The following is a 25,481-nucleotide window of genomic DNA, read 5'->3' as shown; positions in this document are numbered from 1 at the left end:
TAGAGGGCTAATTCGCCTTTAAGGTAATAGATTGAATAGACTCTATTTCCTTTATGCTAAATGATATGTTAATCATATAAGATTACTGTTTCATATATAATTTCAAGGACGTAGCCGATGAGACCAAAAGTACTACTTGTAGAAGATTCAACATCACTTGCCGTACTTTACAAACAATACGTTAAGGATGAGCCTTATGACCTTTTCCATGTGGAGACAGGACAAGAAGCAATAGCGTTCATTGAACGTAATGTTCCTCAACTTATTATTCTCGATCTCAAGCTACCAGATATGTCTGGTGAAGATATATTAGATTGGATTTCCGAGAACCAAATTCCTACCTCTACCGTTATCGCTACCGCACATGGATCCGTCGATATAGCGGTTGGCCTAATACAAAAAGGCGCGAAAGACTTCCTTGAAAAACCTATTAAAGCAAACCGACTCAAAACGTCTATTTCTCTTCATTTGAAACAAGCAAAATTAGAACACCTCGTTGAAGATATAGAGAGTAAATTTGACCGAAGTCGTTTCCATGGTTTTCTTGGTAGCTGCCTCGCTATGCAAGGTGTTTATAAAATAATAGATTCTGTTGCGCCCACAACCGCTAGTGTGTTTATTAACGGAGAAAGTGGAACGGGTAAAGAGGTGTGTGCGGAGGCTATTCATAAAGAGAGTCAACGAAAGAATATGCCTTTTATTGCGCTTAACTGTGGAGCGATACCAAAAGATCTCATGGAAAGTGAAGTTTTTGGTCACATTAAAGGGGCGTTTACCGGTGCAAACACCGATAGAAAAGGCGCAGCATCAATGGCCAATGGTGGAACACTATTTCTCGATGAATTATGCGAAATGGACCTGGAAATGCAGAAAAAGCTATTACGCTTTCTGCAAACTGGGACATTTACACCGCTAGGCGCAAGCAAGGAAGTTAAAGTTGATGTCCGTATTCTTTGCGCAACCAATCGAGACCCATTGGTTGAAGTCGAAGAAGGCAGATTCCGTGAAGATCTCTATTATCGTGTTCATGTTGTCCCTATCGAAATGCCACCATTACGTGAACGTGGCAGTGATATTGCGACGCTAGCTAAGCATTTCCTTAAGATCTATGCGAAAGAAGACGGTAAAAAATTCTCCGGTATTAATAGCGATGCCGAAGCACTGTTAAAAAAATATCAATGGCCTGGTAATGTTCGACAGCTACAAAATATTATCCGTAATATCGTCGTTCTTAATGATGAAAGTAAGCTATCGATAAGCCACTTGCCTGCGCAAATATTAAAAAACAAAGCGTCAACGACAAAACCAGTGCCCTCACCTACCTCTATGGTCACACCCTCTGCAGCACAAGAGACACTAATGACCGCTAGGGAATCCACCCCTTTAAATGAGGCCCAGGCATCAGGACAAATACCAAAACAAGAGATGAACATCAGACCGATGTGGCAAATCGAACGTGAAACTATACAAAACGCTATCGATTTTTGCGATGGTAATGTACTAAACGCTGCCGTCTTACTTGAACTCAGCCCATCAACTGTCTATCGAAAAAAACAGGCTTGGGAAGCGGAAGATGAACGTAGCGCCGTGTAAACCTAAAACGTTAAAAGATTCCCAACATAAAGTATGGCTACTTATTGATAGCCTTACTTTTGGGGGGATTGAAACCCATGTTCTTGAGTTAGCGAAGGGACTGAACGAGTTTGGTGTCGACGTTTCAGTAGTCTTCACTTCCTATTATGGCAAGCAAGCCCTTCTCGCTGAAAAGATTGGTGAAATGGGTGTCCAATACTTCTATCTCGATATTGCTTTCCCTTCAGACCATTCATTCAACTCGTTAAAGCAAGCCATCAAGGTTCACGAACCTTCGCTCATCCATGCTCATGGGTACAAAGCGAGCATCTACAGTAAACTCGCAAAGTTATTGACGACAAAATCTAGCTTCAAACAACTCACTACTTTTCATGCTGGAGAAACACCAAAAGGAAAAGTTTGGCTATACGATTTTGTCGATCGCTATAGTTCATGGCTGTCTAACGACCGCTTGTCGGTCAGCCAGTTAATCCAAAATAAGTTACCAAAGCATTCTCATCGGCTGAATAATTTTATCGATACTCAACATGTACAACGTTCAAAAGGGACGAAAATTGCTTTTGTCGGTCGAGTCAGCCATGAAAAAGCACCTGACCGATTTGTCAGCCTTGCTCGACTCAATACTGAATGTGAATTTCATTGCTACGGTAGTGGGCCAATGCTAGAAGAGCTTAAGAAAGACGCACCAGAAAATATCGTCTTTTACGGGTACCAAAACGATATGGTACCGGTTTGGGGCGAAATTGAGCTGCTTATACTACCTTCTCGCTATGAAGGACTACCCATGGCGGCACTGGAATCAATGGCTCGGGGTATCCCACTTCTTTGTACCCGTGTCGGCGATCTTGACACGCTCGTCGAACACCAGATAAACGGCTTTATTGCCGATAATGAAAATGAACTTAACCATTACTTAGCCGAGTGGTTATCAATGAATAAAACAGAAAAGCTGAAATTACAACAAGCAGCCATACAAACTATTGAGCAAAATTATTCGACTCAGAGTGTCTTACCTAAGCTGTTAGAAATCTATCAAATCTGATTCTCATTTTGAGAATTAGCACTCCCCAAAAGAACAACCACAAATATAGTCATATTTTTCAACAAGTTACTTACGTTAATATATTGGTACTTAACTTGCAAGAATTCCCCTAACAAAAAAACTCAATTTCAAATTGAAGTAAGGGGAAATGATATGATGTCGACTAAAAACGTATTATTTGTACACTGTGGAGATGACTTGATTCGTGGTAGCGAGCAATGTTTACTCGATTTAGTGTCGAATATCGATCGTAGCCGATTCAATCCTTTTGTTTTAACAAACAACCCATCATTTCACGAAGAACTACTTAGCTTGGGTATTCACAGTGAGCTAGAAACCTTTTCAATTTTACTTGGTTGGTCGTCTCCTCGATTTAATGTCAAAGCTTGGTTACGTCAGGTGAAACAAGCAAAAGCTTATGTGAAAAAAGCCAATATTGACTTGATTCATGTGAATAGCGGTGTTCCTTGCCAGTGGATGTATACCGTAGCAAAAGTAACCAATACCCCTATGGTGGCACAGCTGCATTCAGACTACTCAGTACGTGATCGCGTAACGCTAGGACTACACTACTCACCAAAGATTATTGCGGTAAGTAAAGCGATTACTCATCAACTCATCAAAGATGGCTACCCACAAGATCGTTTATCGATCGTTCATAATGGAATTGATGTAAAGCGATTAGATAACCAAAAAACGGTTGATGTTAAAAAAGAGCTCAATATCGATGAAAGCACGTTTACCTTCGCAACAGTTGGTTCACTGACTCATCGAAAAGGTGTAGACCGCCTACTCCTCGCATTACGTCACCTAGTCCTTGAGTATCCAAATGTACATCTCGTTATCATTGGAGACGGGCCACAACGTGACAACCTAGAGCAGCAAGTTGATTATCTTAAACTGAGTGAACATGTTCATTTTGTTGGTGAAAAAAGAAATGTGGTTGGCTGGTTAAAAGGCGTTGATGGTTTTGTTAGCGGTGCTCGTCAAGCAGCAAATGGCCTTGTTACAGCAGAAGCCGCTCTTGCTTCTCTTCCCGTTATTGCACCTTTTGAAGGGGGTATTCCAGAAATTCTTACCCATAAAAAGAACGCGATATTTTACAAAAACAGTGGTACGAATCCAATCGTAAACGCGATGAGAGCAGTCGTTAAAAACAGAAAAAGCGCTAAATCGGTTGGTCGCCTTGCAAGAGAACATATCCTAGAAGCTCATACTGCAGTGCACAATGTTCGTGCAATAGAAAATATCTATACACAAACGATTTCCGATAACCAACAGCCAACGACCTCTTTTTGGCAAGCAATGAGTCCTATCAAAACATTTCTTGCGAACCATATGGCGTAGCCGGGTGATGAATATGCGTATGAATCATTATTTAATATTCGACCCAGTAGAATTTCTTGGTGATTCAAAAGTTGCCATCAAGGAAGCATTACTGTTGAGTAATCCAAGTAAATCGAAATACACCATACTTACGGCTCATCGTTCATCTTGGGCTGATAGTGGCTTCTGTAATCATCAAGTTAACTTGATCTCAATCCCCACTTTTGCTGACTTAACTCACAATGAAAACGGGGTTGGTTACCGGCTAAAACAGGTCACTTACGCTTTGTTGATATTATTTGTTTGGCTGAGACATGAGAAGATCACGGCGCTTATTGGTCATTCAGGCCCTAGTGTTGATCTGCCCCTTTATATCACGAAAAAAATAATCAATATCCCAGTAATTCAAATGATTCATACCCCTATAGAAAAGTCCTACTGTGTCGGCTATTGCCTAACAATTGCTGACCGTGTTTATTATCTCGAGTCGGTCAAACCCTGTGTTTACCTGGTTATTAACCACTACTTGAGAAGAACATTATCGGCGGTTGATGCTCACACGCAGAGCCATGATCTTATGTTAGGTGGACGCTATCGCTGCTTTCAAAATGGAATAAGTAAAGAGCATTGGCCTACCCGCGCACAATATGATTACCCTACCTTATTTTGGAATGATTCTGCGTTGAAATGTAATGGCTTAGATCTGCTGACAAAGGCCGCCAAAGAGTTAGAGCAATTCGACCCCTTTGCCGCCAATATATGCTTTACTCGCCCTATAGATACGTCCTTACCAACCTGTGATACACCGAAGCTATTACCTCACGTGCAGTGGCACCAGAATCCAACTAATGTCGATGAGATACGTTGCCAGAGTAATATTTTCGTTTCTACTAGCCCAAAAGAATACTTTGGATTCGATACCCTCGAGGCAATCGCGGCCGGAATGTGCGTGATCATTCCTCAAGATGGTGCTTATTGGGATCAAGCATTAACTGATGGTGTTAATTGCCTAAAATACAAACCAGGGTGTACTGATTCTCTAATCAAGGCCATTTCTATAGCGAACCAAGATTTGGAATTAGTTGTTAGACTTGGCGATGAGGGTTTAAAAATCGCGAAACAACATCAAGCATCAAACTCTTATCGCGCAATTGTGTGTGGACTTGATAAGCCAATGTTTACGCCTGCGCCATTTTTACTCATCCCTACGAACGAAACTCGTTAAGGTTGATATTATGCGATTGCCAAAACTACCTAACTCACTAAAAAACATGGCCATATACGCAACCAGTATATTTCTGGTAAAGGGTATGTCGTTAATAATGCTTCCTGTCATGGCTCAGTTTCTTTCTCCTGCTCAGCTAGGAAAAATGGAATTGCTCGCCACCGTCACTGTTTTTTTTAGTTTGCTTGTTGGCCTAGCAATGCACGAAAATTTATATCGATTCGTTGGGGAGTTAAAATGTAAAGTCGAACAGTTTAGTAAAGTCAGCGAGCTTTATACTTATGCTGCAATTCTGTCTATCATCATAGGCAGTGTCGTGACCCTATTCTTATTTATTGCACCGCAATTGCACGCCACGTTTACCAACGTTGATATCGCCTTACTTTGCCTCGTTCTAGGTTTCGAAAGTGCACTCGGTATTAGTATGGCGTGGCTGAGGTTTCAAGATAGAGCAATGGTGTTTTTTGCCATCAGTATTGTAAGTAGTGCGATACAAGTTGCCGCCGTTATTTATGTGCTTTATACCGCACCAGTTGTTACTTATATTTACGCTGTGGGCGTATTTACAGGTGTATTTCAACTATTTATTTTGCACTTCATCAATCAGTTCAAATGGTCTTGGGCTGGCCTCTCAAACCTAAAGCAGTTATTGCAATACTCTATCCCTCTCATGCTCTCAACACTCGTTGCATTTGGGCTAACTGGAGCAGAAAAATGGATCATTGGGTCTTCATTTTCAATCGAAGAACTGGGTATCTATTCAGTTGCAGCCAAATTCTCTTTAGCTATGTGCATTTTAGTTCAACCTTTTGGTATGTGGTGGATGCCTAAACGCTTTAACGCACTCAAATACCAGGGAAAACCTTACACGGCTCAAGTCACTCAATGTGGTGTTGTGTTTATTTCCACTCTCGCAATTTCAGTAGCTTGTGCTAGCCAACTCTTTATTTCATGGACATTACCTGTTGAATTTTCGTCTGCGGCGAATCTAATGGCCGGAGTCATTCTCGTTGCCTTATTCAAAGAGTTGTCAGATCTTATGAACATTGGCATCCTTCAGCATAAAAAAACGCAGCTAATGTTGGCGATTAACGCGAGCTGTACATTAGGGGGGCTTATTTTTTGCTGGGTCAGCGTGACCTACTCTTCGATGGGAATCTGGGGGATTATTGGTTCTATTGCGCTTGCTCAAGTGTCTCGGGCAATACTGTTATTATACTTTAGCCAACGTTTAGTCACGCTTCCTTTCCGTTATTCGGCACTTTCTTTAATTTTAATGAATACTTTCTGCTGCTTAGCTCTGAGTTACTTTAATCAACAAGCAGTATGGTTAGTTCTTATCACTCTATTTGGTGCTATATTCAATTTAGTTGTTGCACTCCGATTCAAGTTCTTAAATGGATTTGGTTTACCTAACCTAGCCCACTACTTCCCTTCGGCAATTAGAGGATCGTAATGACAGACAAGCAACGTAATTATTCTATATTATTGATTTTATTACTATGTAGCCTAATTACTGTCGCTTGGTATTTTGTTCCACATCCCGTAATTCCGATCTTGATCGCGTTTATCCCTCTCGGGGCGCTGTTTGTTCTCAGCCAAACCTTTTGGTTGGTGACGCTATTCGTTCTGTTTTCTTTCTTTCGCATACATGAAGCACTGCCCGTCCTCTATTCGTTAAAAATCCCACTGATGCTTTCCTTAGGCGCACTTTCAGCGCTTCTTTGGCATTCTCTCGTTAGTCGACAGATAAAGATCTATTGGCATCGCTCGTTTACTTGGCTTTCTATTTTCTGGGTACTTGTCATTGTCGGGGTATTTTTCGCCTCAAGTCGTGGTATCGCAATTGCTGCATTCACTTCGGTGTATTGGAAAATCATTGTTATGACTCTCGCCATTGCTTGGCTAGTGAACAACAATAAAAACATTGGGCGTATAGCCATCATGATCACGCTCTCTGGTGCACTTATCGCTTGCGTTGCGCTCTATAATTCAGCAAATGGCATTGACCTTGTTGAAGGTACACGTGTTTCAATTGGTCGAAAATTTGGTTCAATGTTAGGTGACCCTAACGATTTATCGCTCGTTCTTATGTTCCCACTCGCGTTTGCTATTGGCTTAGTGACCACACCCAAAACGCCATTTATAAAGCGGCTGATTGGGCTTATTACAACCTGCCTATTAATGAGTGCCATTATTGCAACACAAAGCCGAGGGGGACTACTGGGCTCAGTCTCCGTGATAGGTATCTACGCGATTAAGATTATCCGCTCTAAGGTTTTGTTACTAACGTTAGGAGCGATAGGTGCAGTGATCTTGTATTTTGTTGCAGGCATTTCTGATCGTGCGTCAGGGGGCGCTCATGAGGAAGGCATTGATGAATCGGCTATGGGAAGAATCTATGCTTGGGAAGCCGCTTTCAAAATGGCGCTACACAACCCTCTCACTGGCGTCGGAATAGATAACTTTTTCGCTAACTATTTCTTTTATAGTTCACATTGGGATGGCTTAAATCATGCCGTCCATAGTACTTGGTTTGGGGTTCTTGCTGAAACAGGATTCCTTGGGCTGATTATCTTTCTCTGTTTCATCACTTCGCTCATTTTAAGTGCTCGACACACACTCGCGGCAATTGCTAAACATCCAGAGATTTATTCACCAAACCTAGTTGTTGCAGCCAATGCTGTCTATGCCGGGTTAATTGGCACCATCGTATCTGGAACATTTTTAACTCAAGGATTTAACTGGCCTATCTATATCCTCGCCGCACTTACCGTCGCTGTTGCGAATATCGCAGAACAATGTGGCCCTAAATCTGACGAAAACTCCGAAGAAACTGATGTTCAAAGTCATTCTCAAATTGAGAATCAATAGACAAACCACGATAAAACCAACTCAGAACCAACGTAAGCAACTGATTAAATAAGAAATAAATTCTGGCACGTTCCGTGTAATACCTCTGTATTAGAAACGCATAAATACTAAAACAGACAGGTGACCCCATGATCGCGAATAGACTAAATGAGGTAAAGATTTGGCTTCAGTGCCATCCAAATCCGGCTTATAGAACTCTCTTTATGACTCTTAAAAAGATTCGCATGTTCGAACTGCCAACACCGAAGTTCTTTAATAAAGCAATCTATGGGTTATACAAACTGACCTCTTCTGTATGGCACTCAATCATTCGAGTTCTATTTCATACTCCTGCTTTTAAAGGCCGTTTGAACCACTATGAGCGTGGCCTGTACCTTTATGGTGGGATTCCCTTTGTTTCCGGCCCTTTAGAAATCAATATTGGTAAAAACTGTCGAATTTCAGGACAAACAACGTTTAGTGGTCGCACGTTATCAGAACAGCCTAAACTCATAGTAGGTAATAACGTGGATATTAGTTGGCAAACTACCATTGCCGTTGGACGAAACGTGATAATTGAAGATAACGTGAGAATTGCAGGTGGGGCGTTTATTTTTGGCTATTCAGGGCATCCTCTTGATGCACGTCGTCGAGCGTTAGGTGAGCCCGATGATGAATCACAAGTCGGAGACGTTATCCTAAAAAAGGATGTCTGGCTTGGTACTAATGTTACAGTTCGTCAAGGGGTAACGATAGGAGAAGGAACCGTTGTCGCTGCAGGGAGTGTTGTCGTCGGTGATCTTCCTCCTTACTCAATCGTTGCAGGAAACCCTGCCAAAGTGATTAGACCAATACTGTCTAAGCAACATGGAGGAGTAGCCCATGCGTGATCTTATCGTATTTGGTGAGGACTTTGGTGGCCTACCCTCAAGCACACAACACCTAATTAAGCGTCTTACTGAACATCGAAAAGTCGTATGGGTAAACTCTATTGGCCTTCGCCAGCCTAAATTAAACCGTCACGATGCAAAACGTGTGGTTAACAAATTATGTGGTCGTTCTAAAAGTGGGTTTTCTTCCAACACGATCCAAGAGCCTCAATCAAATAGCGCGGGCAATTCTAACCACTTCGTCCCAAAGAACTTAACCGTTGTAAATCTTAAAACCATACCGGCTCCAAAAAGCAATCTGGCTAGAGGATTGGCAAAATCCGCAATGCTATCTCAACTTCGTCCCATTTTAATGAACGCAAGATTACACGACCCAATTTTGTGGTGCTCGTTACCAACCGCTGCTGACCTTTGTGGCCACTTAGGAGAGTCAGCCGTTGTCTACTATTGTGGTGATGACTTTTCCTCACTCGCGGGCGTTGATCACGATGTCGTATCGATACATGAGAAAGAACTTATATCAAAAGCTGACCTCATCTTTGCTGCGAGTGAAGAGATGAAAATGCGTTTTCCAGCTTGCAAAACTCAACTATTACCACACGGTGTTGACGTAGCCCTTTTTTCTACCCCGGTTCAAAGAGCAAAAGACTTACCGAATCGAAATCGACCCGTTGCAGGGTTCTACGGCAGTTTATCAAACTGGTTAGATTATGAAATGATAGACAAGGTCGTGAAGAGTAACCCTGATTGGGACTTTATATTTATAGGACCTCAAGAGCTCAGCCAGTCAAAATTGCCTTCAGCTAGCAACGTTTTTTATCTCGGCCCTAAGCCACATCATGAATTACCACAATATAGTCAGCATTGGGATGTAAGTCTGCTACCCTTTAAATTAAATGAGCAAATCATTGCATGTAGCCCATTAAAATTAATGGAATATTTAGCAGCAGGTAAGCCTATTGTTTCGACTTCCTTTCCAGCATTGGAACCTTACAAGAAGTATGTCAATGTTGTCAGCACGAGTGAAGAGATGAGTGACGCGTTAAACATGGCCCGCCAGCAAGCATTCCTTCCATCTGGAATAGTCAATCAACACAGTTGGGATGAACGAAGCAAGTTTGTCGACTGGATACTGGAGCTTTTATGAATGAATTAAAGATTCGATTGATTATAATTCTGAGTGGCGCATGGAGAAGGCGCTATCTCATATTTATGCCGATTCTTATTCTTCCTTTTGTTGGTATTGGTATCTCTAAGCTCGCCCCCACTAACTATCGCTCTCATACCAGTATGTTGATACAAGAAACGGCAAAGATGAATCCATTTCTTGAAGATATTGCCGTCTCTACAATGTTAAAAGATCGAATGAACGCGTTAAGTACACTATTAAAGAGTCGACACGTTTTACATTCGGTAGCGCTTGAGCAAGGGCTTATTGATGAAGACACGTCTGCTGCGGACGTCGACCGAGTGATGAGCGAAATATCATCGAGCTTGAGTGTTTCTCAGCTTGGTAAAGACTTTCTTAAGATCGAATTAAAATCGGACCAAGCAGAAGGAATGAAAGAGCTCCTTCAATCCATTAGTGATCATTTTATCGAGCAGCTATTAGCGCCTGAACGTTCATCTATTAAAGACTCTAGTGAGTTTCTCGCCTTTCATATCGACAAAAGGCTAAGTGATTTAGATACGGCAGAAAACGCACTGGCCAATTTTAAAAATGAGAATTCCTCTGTTAGCCCAGAGATGCAAGCACAAAGTTTAAACCGTCTTGCCACTCTTAAGCAGAGCTTAGCCGAGAAACAAGCTGAACTGGCTGGCGTTAAAAAAAGCTTAGGTAGCCTTGATGAACAACTGTCCAAAACTAACCCGGTTGTGGGTAAGATTGAAGAGCAAATCATTGATATTCGAAGTGAACTTAGCTTATTAAGAGCAAAATACACGGAAGAACACAGTGCGGTACAAGCAAAGAACAGAGAGCTTTCTCGATTAGAGATTGAGAGAACATCACTACTAAATGTAGAGCAACCTAACCTAAGTAGTGATCAATTATGGGATATCGCTAGTACCTCGACACTCTCTGATATGTCCGACATTCAGCCACTCTTAGTGACCCAACTTCATAGCTTGCAACTGGTTCGTGGCCAGTACGAATCCCTTAATGAAGAGACCAAAAGTTTAAAACAGATGATTTTTGAACTTGAGCAACGAGCAAACAACTTTGGTGATAACGCAAAGGCACTCTATCGTTTACAACGAGATGTTCAAATCAAACGCCAGTTATACGATGAGTTAGTCGAGCGTTATGAGATGGCGCAGCTTACTGGATCGTTAGGAATATTTGAGGAGAATAAACGAGTTAAGATCATTGATTTACCTTATACACCAAGTGGTCCTTCTAACCTGCCCTTAATCATTTTTGTTATTGCGGGCTTTGTAGCAGGCATTGGTCTGGGTTGCGGTTTAGCGACCATTGCCGAGCTCTTCGATACTTCGGTTAGAAGAAAAGATCAACTAGAAGAACTCACTGGCGTCCCTGTGATAACGATCATTCCTAAAGTTCATCATTAAATAACTTTCCATGTTGCCTTAAAAGGAACGAGACTGACCATAGTAAGTCTCGGCCTAATTCATTCTAATTCCTTTCAATAGTGAAAATTCAATTTGTTTTTCAATTTGTTTTTCAATTAGATTCTCAATTTGAAAACAATAAATCAATCAGGGCAAAACCCTCAGTAAGCCATTGAAATTATAGGCAATGTGAAACTGGCATACTCCCTGCAATACTGTAATACAAACGCCAATATCGTTATATTTCTTATTAAGGGGCAAGCTATGAAAACAACTGACACACTAACGGGCCAAACAGTTATTCATGTCGTACAGCATCTTGCTCCAGGTGGGCTTGAAAGCCTCGCTCTCGATCTTCTGGCTTTCTCTACACCGATTAACCAAGTGATGATCGTAAGCCTTGAAGGTAACAAAGATCAGGCGATTGAAAAGTGGCCTCGACTAAAACCATTTGCCAACCAAATTCTTTTTCTTGATAAAAATCCGGGTGTCAAACTTCAAACCATCATGCAATTGGTTAAGGCTTTTAACCAATTTAAGCCGGATGTCGTTCATACCCATCATATTGGTCCACTACTTTATGCCGGACTCGCGGCTCGCTTAACCTCAGTCCCAGTTCGTATTCATACCGAGCATGATGTTTGGCATTTAAACAATGACAAGCATGTACGTCTTGAAAAAATGGCACTTAACGTAGCGAAACCACAATTAGTAGCGGATGCAAATTTAGTACAAGATACATTGCTTTCTCATTTCGATTACAAAAACACTTCCACCATTAAAAACGGGGTTGATTGTGAGAAATTTCGTCCGGGTTCAATGAATGTTGCAAGAGCCCATTTTAATCTTCCTCAAGATAAAACCCTGATCGGTTGTGCTGGTCGACTGGAAACGGTAAAGGGCCACGATTTAGCCATTGCGGCGCTTTCCTATATGCCACGTAGCGTTCATCTGGCCATTGCTGGTAATGGTAGCCAATTGACGCAATTGAAGAAAATGGCGGACCAATATGATGTGAGTGACCGCGTCACATTCTTAGGGTTAGTTGACGATATGCAACGATTTTATCAAGCGCTAGACCTGTTTTGCATGCCATCTCGCTCTGAAGGCTTCCCTCTTTCTCCACTTGAAGCTCAAGCATGTAACATTCGAACCGCCGTCACCAATGTTGGTGCAAGTAAAGAAACGCTATGTCCAAAAACCGGACACCTCATCAGAGCCAACGATATTCACGATATGGCCGATGTTCTCTTTCATATGACTTGTATCAGTGTTGATGCCAACCCACGTGACTTTGTTCTTAAACACAATAACATTCGTAACATGGTTAAGGCGTATGAATTACTGGCTGTCGAAGCGATGCCAATGGGGGCCTTAGCATGATTGACACTATCGCAATATTAATATCAGTAACAAGTGCCGTTTTAATTGTCTATCATCATATTGGCTACCCACTTGTTCTTAAATGGTATTCAAAGACTCACCCACAACAAGAGTCGGTCAATTTACCTCGAGGCTATCGCGATAATAAACAAGACCGCGCTCGTCCTTCTATCACTGTGTTAGTTGCGGCATACAATGAAGAGCGCTGGATTTCCGATAAGATTCGTAACCTTGCAAGTTTAGATTACCCACGTAATCGTCTAACCATCATTATCGCTTGCGACGGATGTACCGATAAAACGGTAGAATTCGCTCAAGACACTATTCAAGAATCCATTTGTAGCGATACGCATTTTGAGATTCGTGCATTCGATGAGAACCGAGGAAAGGTCGCTCTGATCAATGATCAAATGAAAACCATCTCTTCAGATATCACGGCTCTTTCAGATGTCTCAGCTCTGATTTCAATTGATGCATTGCTTGTTGCAGAACAACATTTTAAAAATCGCTCTACAGGTGTTGTTAATGGTCGGTACCAGTTACTTGAAACTAGCAATGAAGGTGAAGCTAGTTACTGGAATTATCAAAGTAAAGTGAAACAAAATGAAGCGTCACTCGGTTCAACACTTGGGGCTCACGGCGCTTTCTACCTATTTCGTACTCACTTGTTTGAATCACTTGCAAAAAATACGATTAACGATGATTTCGTTCTTCCGATGCAAATTGTCAAAAAAGGGTATAACGCCATCTATGACGACAAAATGGTCGCAGTCGAACTAGAAGCCACCAGCCAACAGAGCGACTTTAAACGTCGACTACGGATTTCGGCAGGAAATATGCAGCAAGCGATTCAGCTCGTTAGCCTATTTAGCCCAAAATATAAGGGTGTGGCTTTCGCCTTTATATCAGGTAAAGGGTTGCGACTTGTCATGCCCTACTTAATGTTAGCGTGCTTTATCACATCAATTATGCTGATGAGCCACCCTCTATTTTTAGCCGCTCTAATTGCGCAAGTAAGCATCTATACTCTTGCTGCAATGAGCTTAATCTTTCCAACTTTAATAACATGCAAACTGTGTAAGCTTATGACTTATCTAGTATCCGGCCATTTCGCCAACCTAATTGGCGGACTACGTTACCTACTAGGTTTTGAATCAGGTCGCTGGACAAGAGTTAACCGCTAAGGAGAATATTATGAGTACTAATAAATCAACCCGACTTTCAATTTGGTGTGCAAAACGAATCTTTGACTTAACGGGCGCTATCGTTGGCCTATTAATACTAAGTCCTATCATGCCAATCATTGCTCTAGCGATTAAAGTATCTTCACCAGGCCCTGTTTTTTATAAACAGCAACGTGTTGGTAAATCGACACCAACTCACATGGAGTTCTTTGATATCATTAAATTCAGAACTATGTACCAAGACGCAGAGACTCGCTCAGGGGCGGTATGGGCAACAGAAGGTGACCCACGTATTACACCTGTTGGTCGCTTTTTAAGAAAAACGCGCCTAGATGAGATTCCACAGCTCATTAATGTTGTACGTGGTGAGATGTCTATTATTGGCCCACGCCCAGAACGTCCTAGCTTTTATAACAAACTAGAGACAGCAATTCCTTATTTCGCCGATCGTACTTATGGTGTGATGCCAGGTATCACAGGGCTTGCTCAAGTGAACCAAGGTTACGATACCTGTCTTGATGATGTTCGTCGTAAAGTCGGTTTTGACCACAGTTACGCGCTGTCAATGTCTTCACTTCGCAACTGGTTAGCAATGGATTTAAGCATTATTTCAAAAACCATTGTTGTGATGGTTGATGGACGAGGTCGTTAACGCCACCGACTCTCGAATTGATCTCCTTTTAGGGAATGACAGATTTTGTCATTCCCATTGTTTTAAATGAACAAGACAATGATAACTCGTACAAACTTACAGAGAAGTAGATAGAAGCAATCAAGTGGCTTTGCTATCATAAGCGCCATTATTTACGCTTCATTATGACGGACCTTGTTCATGCATTTATCTCAACTGAACCAACCAATCTTTGATCACCTTTATAAAGACATCACAGAATTTCGTAGCACATTCGATCTTCCTGTTGCTGATGCTTCAAGCCTAAACGACAAAGCAGATACCCTGCACACATCGCTTATTATTGAAGAGTTAACAGAGCTTGCTGAAGCGGATTGTAAGATGGAACAAGCCGATGCAATCGTTGATAGCGTTTATGTTTTGATGGGACGTTTGGTTCATTTAGGTCACTCAAACGTCGAAGATAACCTTGCAATTAGCTACTTAATTGATCTTCTTCTAAACGTTTCAATTAACCGCGGTATCGAGTTCATTCCTTGTTGGGATGAAGTTCATTCTAGCAACATGAGTAAAGTTTGCCGCAATGAGAAAGAGTATGCTGAAACAGAAGCATTTTACGCAGAACAAGGCATCAAGCTGATGGCGGTTCAGAAAGGGGATTACATTATCGCTAAGTGCGCTGAAGATTTCGTATCAGAAGCGAAGACAATTCGCCAAGGTAAAGTATTGAAGTCTGTTTATTATCGTCCTGCAGATTTAGCACCGTTAGTTTAAAGCTCGAACACTTCACCTCCGATATTTTATCGTTGATACCTTATCTTTGATAATAAAGCAAAAACACGACCTACTTAGGTCGTGTTTTTTATTTTCACTTCTCAAAGGAATCTCTAAGGGCCGTTTTAGTCAAAAATAAGGTAGTAATTACCTTCAACCTTAACCTTATTTACCGTGGTTTGAAAAACATCCGACAGCATGTTCGCCTCTAATACATCCTCGACCTCACCTACCCTTTGCATGACACCATTGGCAAGTAATAGCGCTCTGTCGGCATGACGTAAGGTTCTATTTAAATCATGATTTGCCATAATAATACACACCCCCCGCTGCGCGACTTCATTAAGCAGTTTATAGAGAAGCGCTTCTTGACCTATATCTAAGGGAGCTGCAGGCTCATCAAGAATCAGCAGTTTCGCATTTGGATTCAGGGTTGGCCAAACCTGTAGACAGATCGCAGCTAATCGAACTCGTTGCCATTCCCCTCCAGATAAATGATGAATAGAACGATGAATCTTGTCCTCAATATCCACAAGTTGAGTCAGAATTTCAATCGCTTCTTTGACTTTTAACTCATTCAGTTGGCAACCCTTAGGGATTGAAAGAGCGAGATATTGATAGACCTCCAAATTAAAAGTGGGTCTACCACTTTGGCTCAAAAACGCTCGGTATTGTGCTAATGTCTCGAGCGACGATGAGCCAACATCTAACTCTTCAATGAATACCTCTCCGGAAAATGGAAGCACTCCAGCGATGGCTGACAAAAGCGTGCTTTTTCCACTCCCATTGGGGCCTATCACATGTAAGATCTCTCCTGCTTTGCACTCGAATGACAACGGTAAAACTCGAGAATCTACGCAGACACTGTTAATGCGAATCATGGCTTTTCACTAGCATCCAGATAAAGATTGGTGCTCCTATTGTTGTTGTTACCACACCAAGTGGAAGCTCAGCCGAATCGAGCGCTAATCGTGCGACAAAATCGGCAATAACGACTAACAGTGCGCCGCTGAGTCCAGCCATTGGAATGAGGAATCGATTTTCAGTACCAAACGCCAGTCGTAACAAATGCGGTACAACCAGTCCGACAAATCCGATAATTCCGCCAATCGCCACTGCCCCTCCCACTAAAATTGATACAGCAAAGATCAACTTCCATCGAACAGAATCAATATTGATCCCGAGCTGTCTGGCGTGTGCCTCTCCCATCATCAACTTATCAAGTACGTGGCCTTGAAAACAGAGCCAAATTAAAACGGGAAGAATCACCAGTGTCACAGTATGTTGATACCAACTGGTTCCACCAATACTACCCATTAACCAATACATTAACTGACGAAGGCTAAGGTCATCACTGAAATAGAACGCCCATGTCACGACTGCGCTCGCCAAAATACCCAGTGCAACGCCGACTAACAGTAATCGTGACGTCGTCAGGCGCATTGCTTTTGCCATGCTAACCAATATTAAGGTGAACACCATTGCGCCAGTGATTGCTGCGAGCATAAAGATATGTGCTGATGCAGCCATAGGGAAGAAGAATAGAACGACCACCATCGCAACACTGGCTCCCCCCGATATACCAAGAACGCCTGGCTCTGCAAGCACATTCCCCAAAAGAACTTGAAGTACAGCGCCTGATATCGCAAGAGACGCACCAATGGCCATTGCAGCGAACAGTCTTGGTAAGCGGAGTTGATAAAGAAGTTGATATTCTAAAGTAGAGAGTGAGTCAAAAGGGGAAATAAACAGTTCGCCCACCATCAGATAAAGAGCACTGATAATAAAGAGAAGTGCGGAAAAAATAACAGAATAACGCATCCAACGACGATGCTTTTGCATTAGCAATTGATTAAAATTCATCTTTTTAGCAAAGCTAGACGCTTGATAACCCATAAAAACAACAATGGCCTAACCTTAACGTTAAGCCATTTAAATTGATACTACTAAAACACCGAGAACAGCGTTCGTGAGCTAATTATTAATCATATACTGCTTGGTCATTCTCGTAACGAATCGCGACTTGGCAAACCATTAACGCAGCACGTTGACCAATGGCAACATGTCGATTAGGGAAAACGATCGCTTCATCTTCATTTTTAGCCATCAATGGTTTCTCGCCATCGTAACCAAACACTTCTCCATGCTTGAAGCTAGTAAAGTTTTCAACACCATCATCAAACAAGAAGTTAAATTCCTGATGCATTCTCACCAATGTACGGCTAACACGATACAAAATGGCTTTCTTTGGTAGATGTTCAGGTTCACTTGTTGCTATTAGATCTCTTAGCGAGAGATCAAACGCAACCAGTTTATCTAAATCATTCTCCCCAATCGCCGCCACTTGTCCTAGCTCAACCGTTAAGGCCTGAGCAGAGAAATTTTCGGCACTGTACCAACTGAATGTACTCGACGGAGAGTTTGAGAATAAGATCGCTTCAATGTGTGCCTGTTCAACAAACTCTAAAAGCTCACGCCCTCTCACTGGGTGTCGAGTTTTGGGACTAACTGCAAATGAATAGTGTTTAGATGATCGAATTGCACAGTGAAGGTCTAAGTGCCATCGAGATTCAACGGGCGTATTTCGATAAAAGTTCGAGACATGCACTTTTAGGTTATCAGCAATGGTGACTTCACGGCTTTCCCCGTGGTTCTTCTTATCAAACAGACGATTTAAGTTCTCTTCGATAAAGCGAGTGTGTTGATTGGTGGCCTCAGGGTGCGCAATGATAAACAAGCAGCGCTCAGACACGGCCTGAAATCCAGAGTGAATATCTGAGATGATTTTATCCATGATCTCCATTGGTGCTGTCTCATCACCATGGATCCCACACGAGACAATAATATTTTTAGTCTGCTCATTGGATTCAACAGGGATCACTTCCAAGATACCACGTTGATGCAGTTTTAAGATGGCTCCAGATGGCGCGGTATACCCCGCAGCTTCTATTTCTTGTTTTAAATCTAGGCTGTCCAAAAGAAAAGATTGGCGAAAGATACTCTTCGTCATGTGTTACTCCTTTATTTCACAGCGGTATGGTAATGAATTGAACACGCAAATTATGTTGATAGGATCCCACTTATTAACAGAAACCTGATTACAAATCGCAAAAATGGCAATGCATTCACTTAATAGATAATTTCACGTCATCTATATAGGTGCAACACACTGCCTATAATAAATATAACAACGACTTAGTTTACATTAACCCACACTAATTTCAGGTTTATATAACACTTTTATGAAAGCAAATATGACGTTATTTCTTCGATTCAATCTGGTTCATTAATCGTTCAAATTCATCCACTTTATCTTTGACGAGATCAACACTCTGCTGCCAAAAATCTGCTTTAGAAAGATCCATTCCTAAATGCTTCTCAACCACTTCTTCTGCGGTCATAGACCCCGTATCACGAAGTAAGGAAATGTAATCTTGATAGAAGCTAGCTCCTTTGCGTTCTCTTTGGGCGTAAACCCCTTTACTGAACAAGAACCCGAATAAGTAAGGGTAGTTATAGAAACTCACTTCCGAGATACTAAAGTGAAGCTTACTTGCCCAAAAGTAAGGATCAGAGTTGGACATTGACTCGCCATACCACTCGGCCCAATGCTTGCTCATCAGTTCACAAAGCTGATTTGCGGATAACTCTCCATCTTTACGCGCTTGATAAAATGCCTTTTCAAATTCGAACCGAACTGGAATATTAACCATCAATGCGAAGCATGATGACAGCTCTTCCCAAAGCATTTCCAATTTTTCACTATTCACTTCAGCCTTATTCAGCAAATGGTCTCGAACAATATTTTCAGCAAAGATAGACGCGGTTTCTGCTAACGTCATAGGATAACGAGTTTGACACAGTGGCATGTCTCTCATAACCCAGTTATGGAAGGCGTGACCAAGCTCATGAGCTAAGGTCAACAAATCAGATCGACTTCCCCCCCATGTCATAAAGACGAGCGGTGATCGTGTTGCAGCTAACTTAGTACAGTAAGCGCCTAAACGACGTTGCTTGCCAGGTGCTGCATCAATCCAACCGTTTTCTACCATCACATCGACAAAATCCGCCATTTCATCATCAACGGTCGCAAAGGCCTCTCGAATGATCGTTATCGCGTCATCAAATGCATAAAGCTCTGTTGTGCTATTCTCTTCCGCGTTCAGTGCTGGCATTGCCGCCATATGGTTCCACGGCTTCATTTCATCAAGTTGATAAACCTGAGCCATTAGGCTTCCTGCTTTTTGGCCGATGTGACGATTAGACTTTGCGACATCCATCATCGCGTCCAGTGTCGTTGAGGTAATGCGGCTATCGTGCAGGCTCGGCTCTAAAAAGTGAACATCACGCTTAGTTGAACGCTTTGCTATCTCAGTTAAACGCCAGCCTGCTAATGCATTTAATATTGAAGCGAAACTCTCTTTGTTCTGCTCCATGGCTTTTTGTATCGCTTTCCAAGCAATCGGTTGTAATTCAAAATCACTGCCATAGAGCACGCTCGCCGCTTGTGAAAAGCCCATCACTTCGGTTGCGCCATCGGAGTGCTCAAGCACTACTTCTAGCGTACCAGTAATGTTGTCATAGAGTCGTCCCCAAGCGTCTTTACCATCCACTTCCATCGCCGTTAATAGTTGCTCTTCTACCACCGACAGTTTGGTGTCTGCTAAGCCTCTTAAACAACGTAATTGAAATGACTGCCCTGCGACATCACCACTTTCGTGGTCTAGTACTTGCTCAATGTATTGCTCATCTTTATGGGTTAATGTGTCACTGTAAGGGGCAAATGCCTGGCTCAATTCCGAACTAAGCTTTGCAATTCGACCCATCATTGCCTTTGCATCTTCGTCTGATGAGTCAACTGACGCATGGCAAGTAGCAAACGTATTGATGGTGGCCATAAGTGTTCCCGCAGCCTCAGACGTTTGCAGTGCATTTTGCATCACAGACACTTGGTTACGATGTTCAACATTAATATTCAGTGCGCTAATGCACTGCTTAATTAACTCAATATCTTGTTCTATTTTCGGATCGTTTAAGCCGTTATATGCAATCGATAAATTCCAACTAGGTGCTGTCATATTCTTTCCTTATAGCCATAGTCGCGAGAGGTTACTAAGGCGCTTAAATGGTGTTTTTTATAATTAAAGTGGCTTACCGATCATTTGTATATGCGGTTTATTTTGATACTGCTTTAGAATCTTTATTTGAGTGACCGATTGATTGGCGATATTCAGTGTTGAATACCAATTTGGATTTTTCCAATCTATACCAAGTAGTTTAGCCAAGATTAAACGGATGGTACCACCGTGGCAGATAACCAGTGTGTCGTGCGTTGATTGCTCGATTAAGTTGCTCCAGCCTTCACTGACACGTGAATAGCACGCTTGTAATGACTCAGCATTAGGTAACGTATGGCTTGCGGGATCACGCCAAAATGACTCTAACTGTTCCCAGTGTGGTTGAAGTTCATCAAATGTCCGCCCGTCGAAATCACCAAAATCCAATTCTTGAAACTTAGACTCAATTTTTAACGTTAGGCTTTGGTCTTGTTCCACTAACTTGTTTGCTAAATCGCAACATCGAATCAGCGGCGAACTCACAACATGAGAAAACGTTATGCCGTCTTGATAGAGTGTCTCAATGATCGCTTGCTGCGTTTCCTCGGCAACTTCGACATTCGTTTTTCCGTTAAGCGCTGCAGGTCCTAACGTTTTCCCGTGACGCAATAAGTAGATGTTGTACGATTGATTTTCGCGATCACCCATTCTTGTACCTTCAATATTCGATGCTTTGATTAACCTGCTGTGGTTTCAATTGCAGGTTTATCGCTTTAATGGCTGTTTATGGTTTTAATTGCTATTTATGACTTTAATTGCAAAGGCAACCCTGCCGCAATAAGCTCCACTTTTGATGCTATCGTGGCGATTTTTTGATTCATCCAACCCGCATGATCAACAAACAGACGTGACACTTCACCTAAAGGGACAACCCCTAGCCCTACTTCGTTTGAGACAAGTAAAACCGTCGCCTCTGTTTTTGCTAGTGCATCGACTAGCACAGTGATATGTTGTTGAATCTGTTCATCAGTGACATTGTCACCTAGGTGATAGATGACATTATTCAGCCATAAAGTTAAGCAGTCGATTAAAACTACATCACTGGAACCGAACTCCTTTAGAGCGGAAGCCAATGCCAATGGTACTTCATGCTCTTCCCATTGATCGCCCCTTTGCTCTTTATGATGCTTAATCCGAGCTGTCATTTCATCATCAAAGGCTTGAGCGGTTGCGATGTAATGCAAGGATTTATTGATGTATTGGGATTCCAGGTAATGCGCTTTAGCCACGCGTTCTGCATGACTAGATTTTCCTGATCGCGCACCACCTAAAATGAGATGAACACTCATAACCATCCCCCGAACAACGACATGTTGTTATGGATAAAGCCAACCAATATTAAATAGATGAGCAACTCACTAAGCTGCTGCGCTGCTCCTAAACAGTCTCCCGTGAACCCGCCAATACGCGAAATCAACCACTGCTTAAAGAAGAAACGAAAAACAATGAGAACAACGGTTACCGTTATAAAAGCTATAGGAGAAAGCATTAACCCTACAATTACAGAGCAGAACACTAGGAAAATAAGTTCTCCCGTTGTCTGTTTTTGAGCGAGTGGCTTGCTTTTGCTGTTAGATTCTTCCGTAACGTAAGGCATATCGTAGATCAATGACGCAGCCAACGTGCGACTAATGGTATAGGCAATGATAAGAGTTAACGCGACTGTTGGTATTGTCGCTGTTCCAGTGGCACCTAAAAACTGATATTGGTTGCCTGCCGTGTTAGCGATAAAACTAAGTAAAATAAATTTACCAAGTAGCGCCATTGCCAGAGCAGATGCCCCATAAGTGCCGATTCTACTGTCTTTCATTATGGTTAATCGGCGTTCTTGAGTCATACCTCCGCCAATGCCATCCGCCATATCAGCAAGCCCATCTTCATGAAATGCGCCCGTGAGAAGTAAACTGAACACCATCGTAATAAATATGGCAACTTCAGATGGAAGAAGCATACTTACCAACCAATACACTAAACCACAGAGCCCACCAAGTAATGCACCAACTACGGCGAAATAACGCCCTGATCGGTTCATACGCTCATCATTGTAAGGCGTAGATTTAGGGATTGGGAGCCGTGAAAAAAAACTCAACGCTAACCAAAACAGTTCTAGCTGATACCTAAGCCTTGAGACCATTAAACGGTCACTCCAGCATCTTCAAAACTGGCCATGTTATTATAAAATTCTGCCGCCGCTCTTAATAACGGCATCGCCAGCACAGCACCAGTTCCTTCCCCTAAACGCAATGAAAGATCCAGTAATGGTTCCGCATCCAACGCTTTAAGAACCGATTGATGAGGAGCCTCTTTAGACTGATGAGCAAAAATCATATACTCACGACATTGTGGTTCTATCATCACAGCAGCCAATGCCGCTACGCTGACAATAAAGCCATCAACTAGAACCGGCGTTTTTTGTTCGCATGCTGCAAGAAAGCCTCCCACCATCTGAACAATCTCATACCCACCAAGTTCAGACAGAACCTTGATTGGCTCTTGAGATTGGCATCGCTTAACGCCTTTTGATACAAGTTCAACTTTCTTTAGGCGTTGCTCTTGAGTAATACCCGTGCCTAAACCGACAGAGTCATCAATATTCTGATTTGTCAGTGCTGCCAATATAGCGGAAGCGCTACTGGTGTTACCGATCCCCATCTCACCAAACATCACGACGTTACAACCTTGAGAAATGATTTCAGTGACAAGCTTGTTACCTAGTTTGATCCCTTCAACGACCGTTTCTTCCAACATCGCCGCTTGTTCAGCGAAGTTATGAGTTCTATTCCCCAGTCTTTGAACAACCAAGTCTTGATACTGACCTTCCACAGGTAACAGGATGCCTGTATCAACAACCTTTAATTCAACATTATTCGCCCGACAAAAACAGTTAATAGCAGCTCCACCAGCTAGAAAATTCAAGACCATCTGCTGAGTAACAGCGCTAGGAGCAATACTGACCCCTTCGTCGGCAATACCATGATCTCCGGCAAACACCACGACGGTAGGCTTATTAATTACAATGGAATTCGTAAATGCGTTTAGATTTTGGCTTTGAATCAGCGCCAATTGATGAGCAAGGGCTTCTAACTGTCCTAGCGCACCTAACGGCTTGGTTTTTTGGTCGATACGCTGTTGAATTGCTGCTGAAAACTCACGATTTAACATGATGGGGAACATTCTCATTTCATTGAGGACGCTAACTTTATAGGGCATACCTATAAGTCTATCGTTTGTTAAAACACGTCCGTGTATAGGGTTTCCTAGTTTAACCCGAAATCAAACACTTAACTATCATTCAAACACGTCGATTAACGATCTTATCTCTAAGCGATTCTCATAATGAAAATCAACCTGAAATGGATATTGATAGATTTATCACCTACCCTTTATAAACGCTATAATTTTGGCGTGATTTCCCATTAATGTTGGCACGAAGGATGCAGGTATATTTGTGAAGATAGTAATCTAGAACACCGTGTTTACTATAACTGTAGAGCTGGACTTACATAATAAAGATAAGCAAGGAGTCGAGATGTTTGCTAATCAAAAATCCCCAACTAGAAAAGCGAAAAAGCAGAAATCCAACACACGCACTCAAACTAAGGGGACAAACAAAGTCCCATTATCACTAATTTAACGAATAACACTGAGAAAATTGTCATTGTTTTTCCATTGTCAGCCTCATTTAATGAGGCTGATTTACTATCTCACTCGCACTCTACTAAAAAAGGAGACGACCAGTTAACGAATTAAACACTTTGGTTAATGGGTCACAGAACCCCGAAGTAGGTTTGTATATATTTCGAGTTGATTTGTCGATACGTAATACGTTTATGATTTTAGGAAGCAATGGCATGAGCACTTTAGGTGATAACACAGTCGTTATTCTAGCTGGAGCATCTGGGCTTGTTGGTACAGAGGTACTTAAGCAAGTACTCGAAGATGACACCATTAGTCGTGTCTATGCCCTAACACGTAAAGAATTGCCATTCTTTCACTCTAAACTCGAGCAAATACAAGACAACGAACTCAACATAGTCGAATGGAATAATGAGAATCCAACCCCAGAGATCGGTGTCATCTGCCTAGGAACCACACTGAAACAAGCCGGTAGCAAAGAAAAGCTAGAACACGTGGATTATCAGCTTGTTTGTGACGTAGCGAGCTCAATGAAAACATTAGGCGTTAAAAAGATCGCGGTTGTGTCAAGTATTGGTGCCTCTTCGTACTCTTTGTCTCATTACTTAAAGTGCAAAGGAAGAATGGAAGAAACCATAAGTGGAATGGAGTTTGAAAAGGTTGTTTTTGCACGCCCCGGCCCTTTAACTGGGCTACGAGAAGAAACTCGAAATAATGAAGTTGTCATCGAGTATATCTTTAAAGTTTTAGCGCCTTTTATGGTTGGTCCTTTAGCGAAGTATATCCCCATTAAAGCGGATAAAGTGGCGAAAGCAATGCTATGCGAACTCTTTGACCACAGTGGTGAATCTCCTAAAACACTCAACAGCTCAGAAATGAAACGCTTGATCAGTCGGTATAGCGCTTAATCAATTAGTATCGCTAATCGTTATTGAGATCTAACGGCTCTTCATACGATTCAAACAATGCTTCTAGCTCTTCATAGCCTTCGAGCTGCATAATTAAATCCACTTTCCGTCGCTTTACGATATGCAGCCAATGTGTACCTTCTAAAGCCCCCACTAAGGCGTACAATAAATTTAAACTTGGGTTAATAGCGCCATGCTTTTTTACTTGGATAAACGATCTTATCGCACCTTTCTCTTTTAACATCGCAACTGAGTCTATACCCGCATCAATTAACATAGCTTCAGATTTAGGACCGAGTCCTTGCAGATCTCTTAGCTTCTCCATATCTTCTCCTTCCGTGGCGCTAT

At 42.0% G+C, this 25,481-nt stretch carries 23 protein-coding genes; 14 read left to right on the top strand and 9 right to left on the bottom strand.

What is annotated here, in order from left to right:
- Nucleotides 1–117: 117 nt before the first annotated feature.
- The 13 genes from KP803_RS16845 to KP803_RS16785 all read left to right on the top strand — a co-directional run bounded on the left by KP803_RS16845 (nt 118) and on the right by KP803_RS16785 (nt 15,472).
- The gene (locus KP803_RS16845; RefSeq protein ID WP_248010030.1) at nt 118–1,593 is read left to right on the top strand and encodes a sigma-54-dependent transcriptional regulator; all 1,476 of its coding nucleotides are present in this window, start codon (nt 118–120) and stop codon (nt 1,591–1,593) included.
- The gene (locus KP803_RS16840; RefSeq protein ID WP_248010029.1) at nt 1,574–2,635 is read left to right on the top strand and encodes a glycosyltransferase family 4 protein; all 1,062 of its coding nucleotides are present in this window, start codon (nt 1,574–1,576) and stop codon (nt 2,633–2,635) included. The genes KP803_RS16845 and KP803_RS16840 overlap by 20 nt, the downstream gene beginning before the upstream one ends.
- Before the next feature lie 153 nt (nt 2,636–2,788).
- A complete protein-coding gene (locus KP803_RS16835; RefSeq protein ID WP_248010028.1) occupies nt 2,789–3,982 on the top strand; it encodes a glycosyltransferase in 1,194 nt (397 codons plus the stop codon).
- A 19-nt stretch (nt 3,983–4,001) separates the two neighbouring features.
- Nucleotides 4,002–5,186 (top strand): glycosyltransferase, encoded by a 1,185-nt coding sequence (locus KP803_RS16830; RefSeq protein ID WP_248010027.1) that lies wholly within the window; start codon nt 4,002–4,004, stop codon nt 5,184–5,186.
- A gap of 10 nt (nt 5,187–5,196) precedes the next feature.
- Entirely contained in the window at nt 5,197–6,642 is a 1,446-nt protein-coding gene (locus tag KP803_RS16825) for a lipopolysaccharide biosynthesis protein (protein ID WP_282437316.1), read from the top strand.
- Complete coding sequence (locus KP803_RS16820; protein WP_248010025.1) at nt 6,642–8,060, top strand: O-antigen ligase family protein; 1,419 nt, start codon at nt 6,642–6,644, stop codon at nt 8,058–8,060. Before KP803_RS16825 ends, KP803_RS16820 begins: the two co-directional genes overlap by 1 nt.
- Nucleotides 8,061–8,188: 128 nt before the next feature.
- Nucleotides 8,189–8,929, top strand: a complete 741-nt coding sequence (locus tag KP803_RS16815; RefSeq protein WP_248010024.1) for an acyltransferase — start codon at nt 8,189–8,191, stop codon at nt 8,927–8,929.
- Nucleotides 8,922–10,076: a glycosyltransferase gene (locus KP803_RS16810; protein WP_248010023.1), complete on the top strand. Its 1,155-nt coding sequence runs from the start codon at nt 8,922–8,924 to the stop codon at nt 10,074–10,076. The genes KP803_RS16815 and KP803_RS16810 overlap by 8 nt, the downstream gene beginning before the upstream one ends.
- The gene (locus KP803_RS16805) at nt 10,073–11,500 is read left to right on the top strand and encodes a GumC family protein (RefSeq protein ID WP_248010022.1); all 1,428 of its coding nucleotides are present in this window, start codon (nt 10,073–10,075) and stop codon (nt 11,498–11,500) included. The genes KP803_RS16810 and KP803_RS16805 overlap by 4 nt, the downstream gene beginning before the upstream one ends.
- A gap of 264 nt (nt 11,501–11,764) precedes the next feature.
- A complete protein-coding gene (locus KP803_RS16800) occupies nt 11,765–12,883 on the top strand; it encodes a glycosyltransferase (RefSeq protein ID WP_248010021.1) in 1,119 nt (372 codons plus the stop codon).
- The gene (locus tag KP803_RS16795; RefSeq protein ID WP_248010020.1) at nt 12,880–14,067 is read left to right on the top strand and encodes a glycosyltransferase family 2 protein; all 1,188 of its coding nucleotides are present in this window, start codon (nt 12,880–12,882) and stop codon (nt 14,065–14,067) included. Before KP803_RS16800 ends, KP803_RS16795 begins: the two co-directional genes overlap by 4 nt.
- A gap of 10 nt (nt 14,068–14,077) precedes the next feature.
- Nucleotides 14,078–14,719 carry a sugar transferase gene (locus KP803_RS16790; RefSeq protein ID WP_248010019.1) on the top strand — a complete coding sequence of 214 codons (642 nt, stop codon included), beginning with the start codon at nt 14,078–14,080 and terminating at the stop codon, nt 14,717–14,719.
- 180 nt (nt 14,720–14,899) lie between these two features.
- Nucleotides 14,900–15,472, top strand: coding sequence for a nucleoside triphosphate pyrophosphohydrolase family protein (locus KP803_RS16785; RefSeq protein WP_248010018.1), 573 nt, complete (start codon nt 14,900–14,902; stop codon nt 15,470–15,472).
- A 125-nt stretch (nt 15,473–15,597) separates the two neighbouring features.
- Here KP803_RS16785 and btuD read toward each other — a convergent pair whose 3' ends face one another.
- The 8 genes from btuD to cobT form a co-directional block, all read right to left on the bottom strand.
- Nucleotides 15,598–16,353, bottom strand: coding sequence for a vitamin B12 ABC transporter ATP-binding protein BtuD (gene btuD / locus KP803_RS16780; protein WP_248010017.1), 756 nt, complete (start codon nt 16,351–16,353; stop codon nt 15,598–15,600).
- The gene (gene btuC / locus KP803_RS16775) at nt 16,340–17,335 is read right to left on the bottom strand and encodes a vitamin B12 ABC transporter permease BtuC (RefSeq protein WP_248010151.1); all 996 of its coding nucleotides are present in this window, start codon (nt 17,333–17,335) and stop codon (nt 16,340–16,342) included. The genes btuD and btuC overlap by 14 nt, the downstream gene beginning before the upstream one ends.
- A gap of 118 nt (nt 17,336–17,453) precedes the next feature.
- Nucleotides 17,454–18,482, bottom strand: coding sequence for a succinylglutamate desuccinylase (locus KP803_RS16770; RefSeq protein ID WP_248010016.1), 1,029 nt, complete (start codon nt 18,480–18,482; stop codon nt 17,454–17,456).
- A gap of 250 nt (nt 18,483–18,732) precedes the next feature.
- A complete protein-coding gene (locus tag KP803_RS16765) occupies nt 18,733–20,550 on the bottom strand; it encodes a M3 family oligoendopeptidase (RefSeq protein ID WP_248010015.1) in 1,818 nt (605 codons plus the stop codon).
- Between the two features lie 63 nt (nt 20,551–20,613).
- Nucleotides 20,614–21,237 carry a histidine phosphatase family protein gene (locus KP803_RS16760; protein WP_248010014.1) on the bottom strand — a complete coding sequence of 208 codons (624 nt, stop codon included), beginning with the start codon at nt 21,235–21,237 and terminating at the stop codon, nt 20,614–20,616.
- A gap of 95 nt (nt 21,238–21,332) precedes the next feature.
- Nucleotides 21,333–21,878, bottom strand: coding sequence for a bifunctional adenosylcobinamide kinase/adenosylcobinamide-phosphate guanylyltransferase (cobU, locus tag KP803_RS16755; protein WP_248010013.1), 546 nt, complete (start codon nt 21,876–21,878; stop codon nt 21,333–21,335).
- Complete coding sequence (locus KP803_RS16750) at nt 21,875–22,723, bottom strand: adenosylcobinamide-GDP ribazoletransferase (RefSeq protein ID WP_248010012.1); 849 nt, start codon at nt 22,721–22,723, stop codon at nt 21,875–21,877. Before KP803_RS16750 ends, cobU begins: the two co-directional genes overlap by 4 nt.
- On the bottom strand, nt 22,723–23,751 hold the full coding sequence (gene cobT / locus KP803_RS16745; RefSeq protein ID WP_248010150.1) for a nicotinate-nucleotide--dimethylbenzimidazole phosphoribosyltransferase: 1,029 nt from the start codon (nt 23,749–23,751) through the stop codon (nt 22,723–22,725). The genes KP803_RS16750 and cobT overlap by 1 nt, the downstream gene beginning before the upstream one ends.
- 689 nt (nt 23,752–24,440) lie before the next feature.
- On the opposite strand from cobT, the gene KP803_RS16740 reads away from it, so the two are divergent.
- Nucleotides 24,441–25,133 (top strand): NAD(P)H-binding protein, encoded by a 693-nt coding sequence (locus tag KP803_RS16740; RefSeq protein ID WP_248010011.1) that lies wholly within the window; start codon nt 24,441–24,443, stop codon nt 25,131–25,133.
- Nucleotides 25,134–25,146: 13 nt separating this feature from the next.
- Here KP803_RS16740 and KP803_RS16735 read toward each other — a convergent pair whose 3' ends face one another.
- The gene (locus tag KP803_RS16735) at nt 25,147–25,458 is read right to left on the bottom strand and encodes a TfoX/Sxy family protein (RefSeq protein ID WP_248010010.1); all 312 of its coding nucleotides are present in this window, start codon (nt 25,456–25,458) and stop codon (nt 25,147–25,149) included.
- Nucleotides 25,459–25,481 lie beyond the last annotated feature (23 nt).

The sequence above is a fragment of the Vibrio amylolyticus genome (assembly GCF_023145695.1).
Classification (GTDB): domain Bacteria; phylum Pseudomonadota; class Gammaproteobacteria; order Enterobacterales; family Vibrionaceae; genus Vibrio; species Vibrio amylolyticus.
This window is presented reverse-complemented; position numbering and strand designations above follow the sequence as displayed.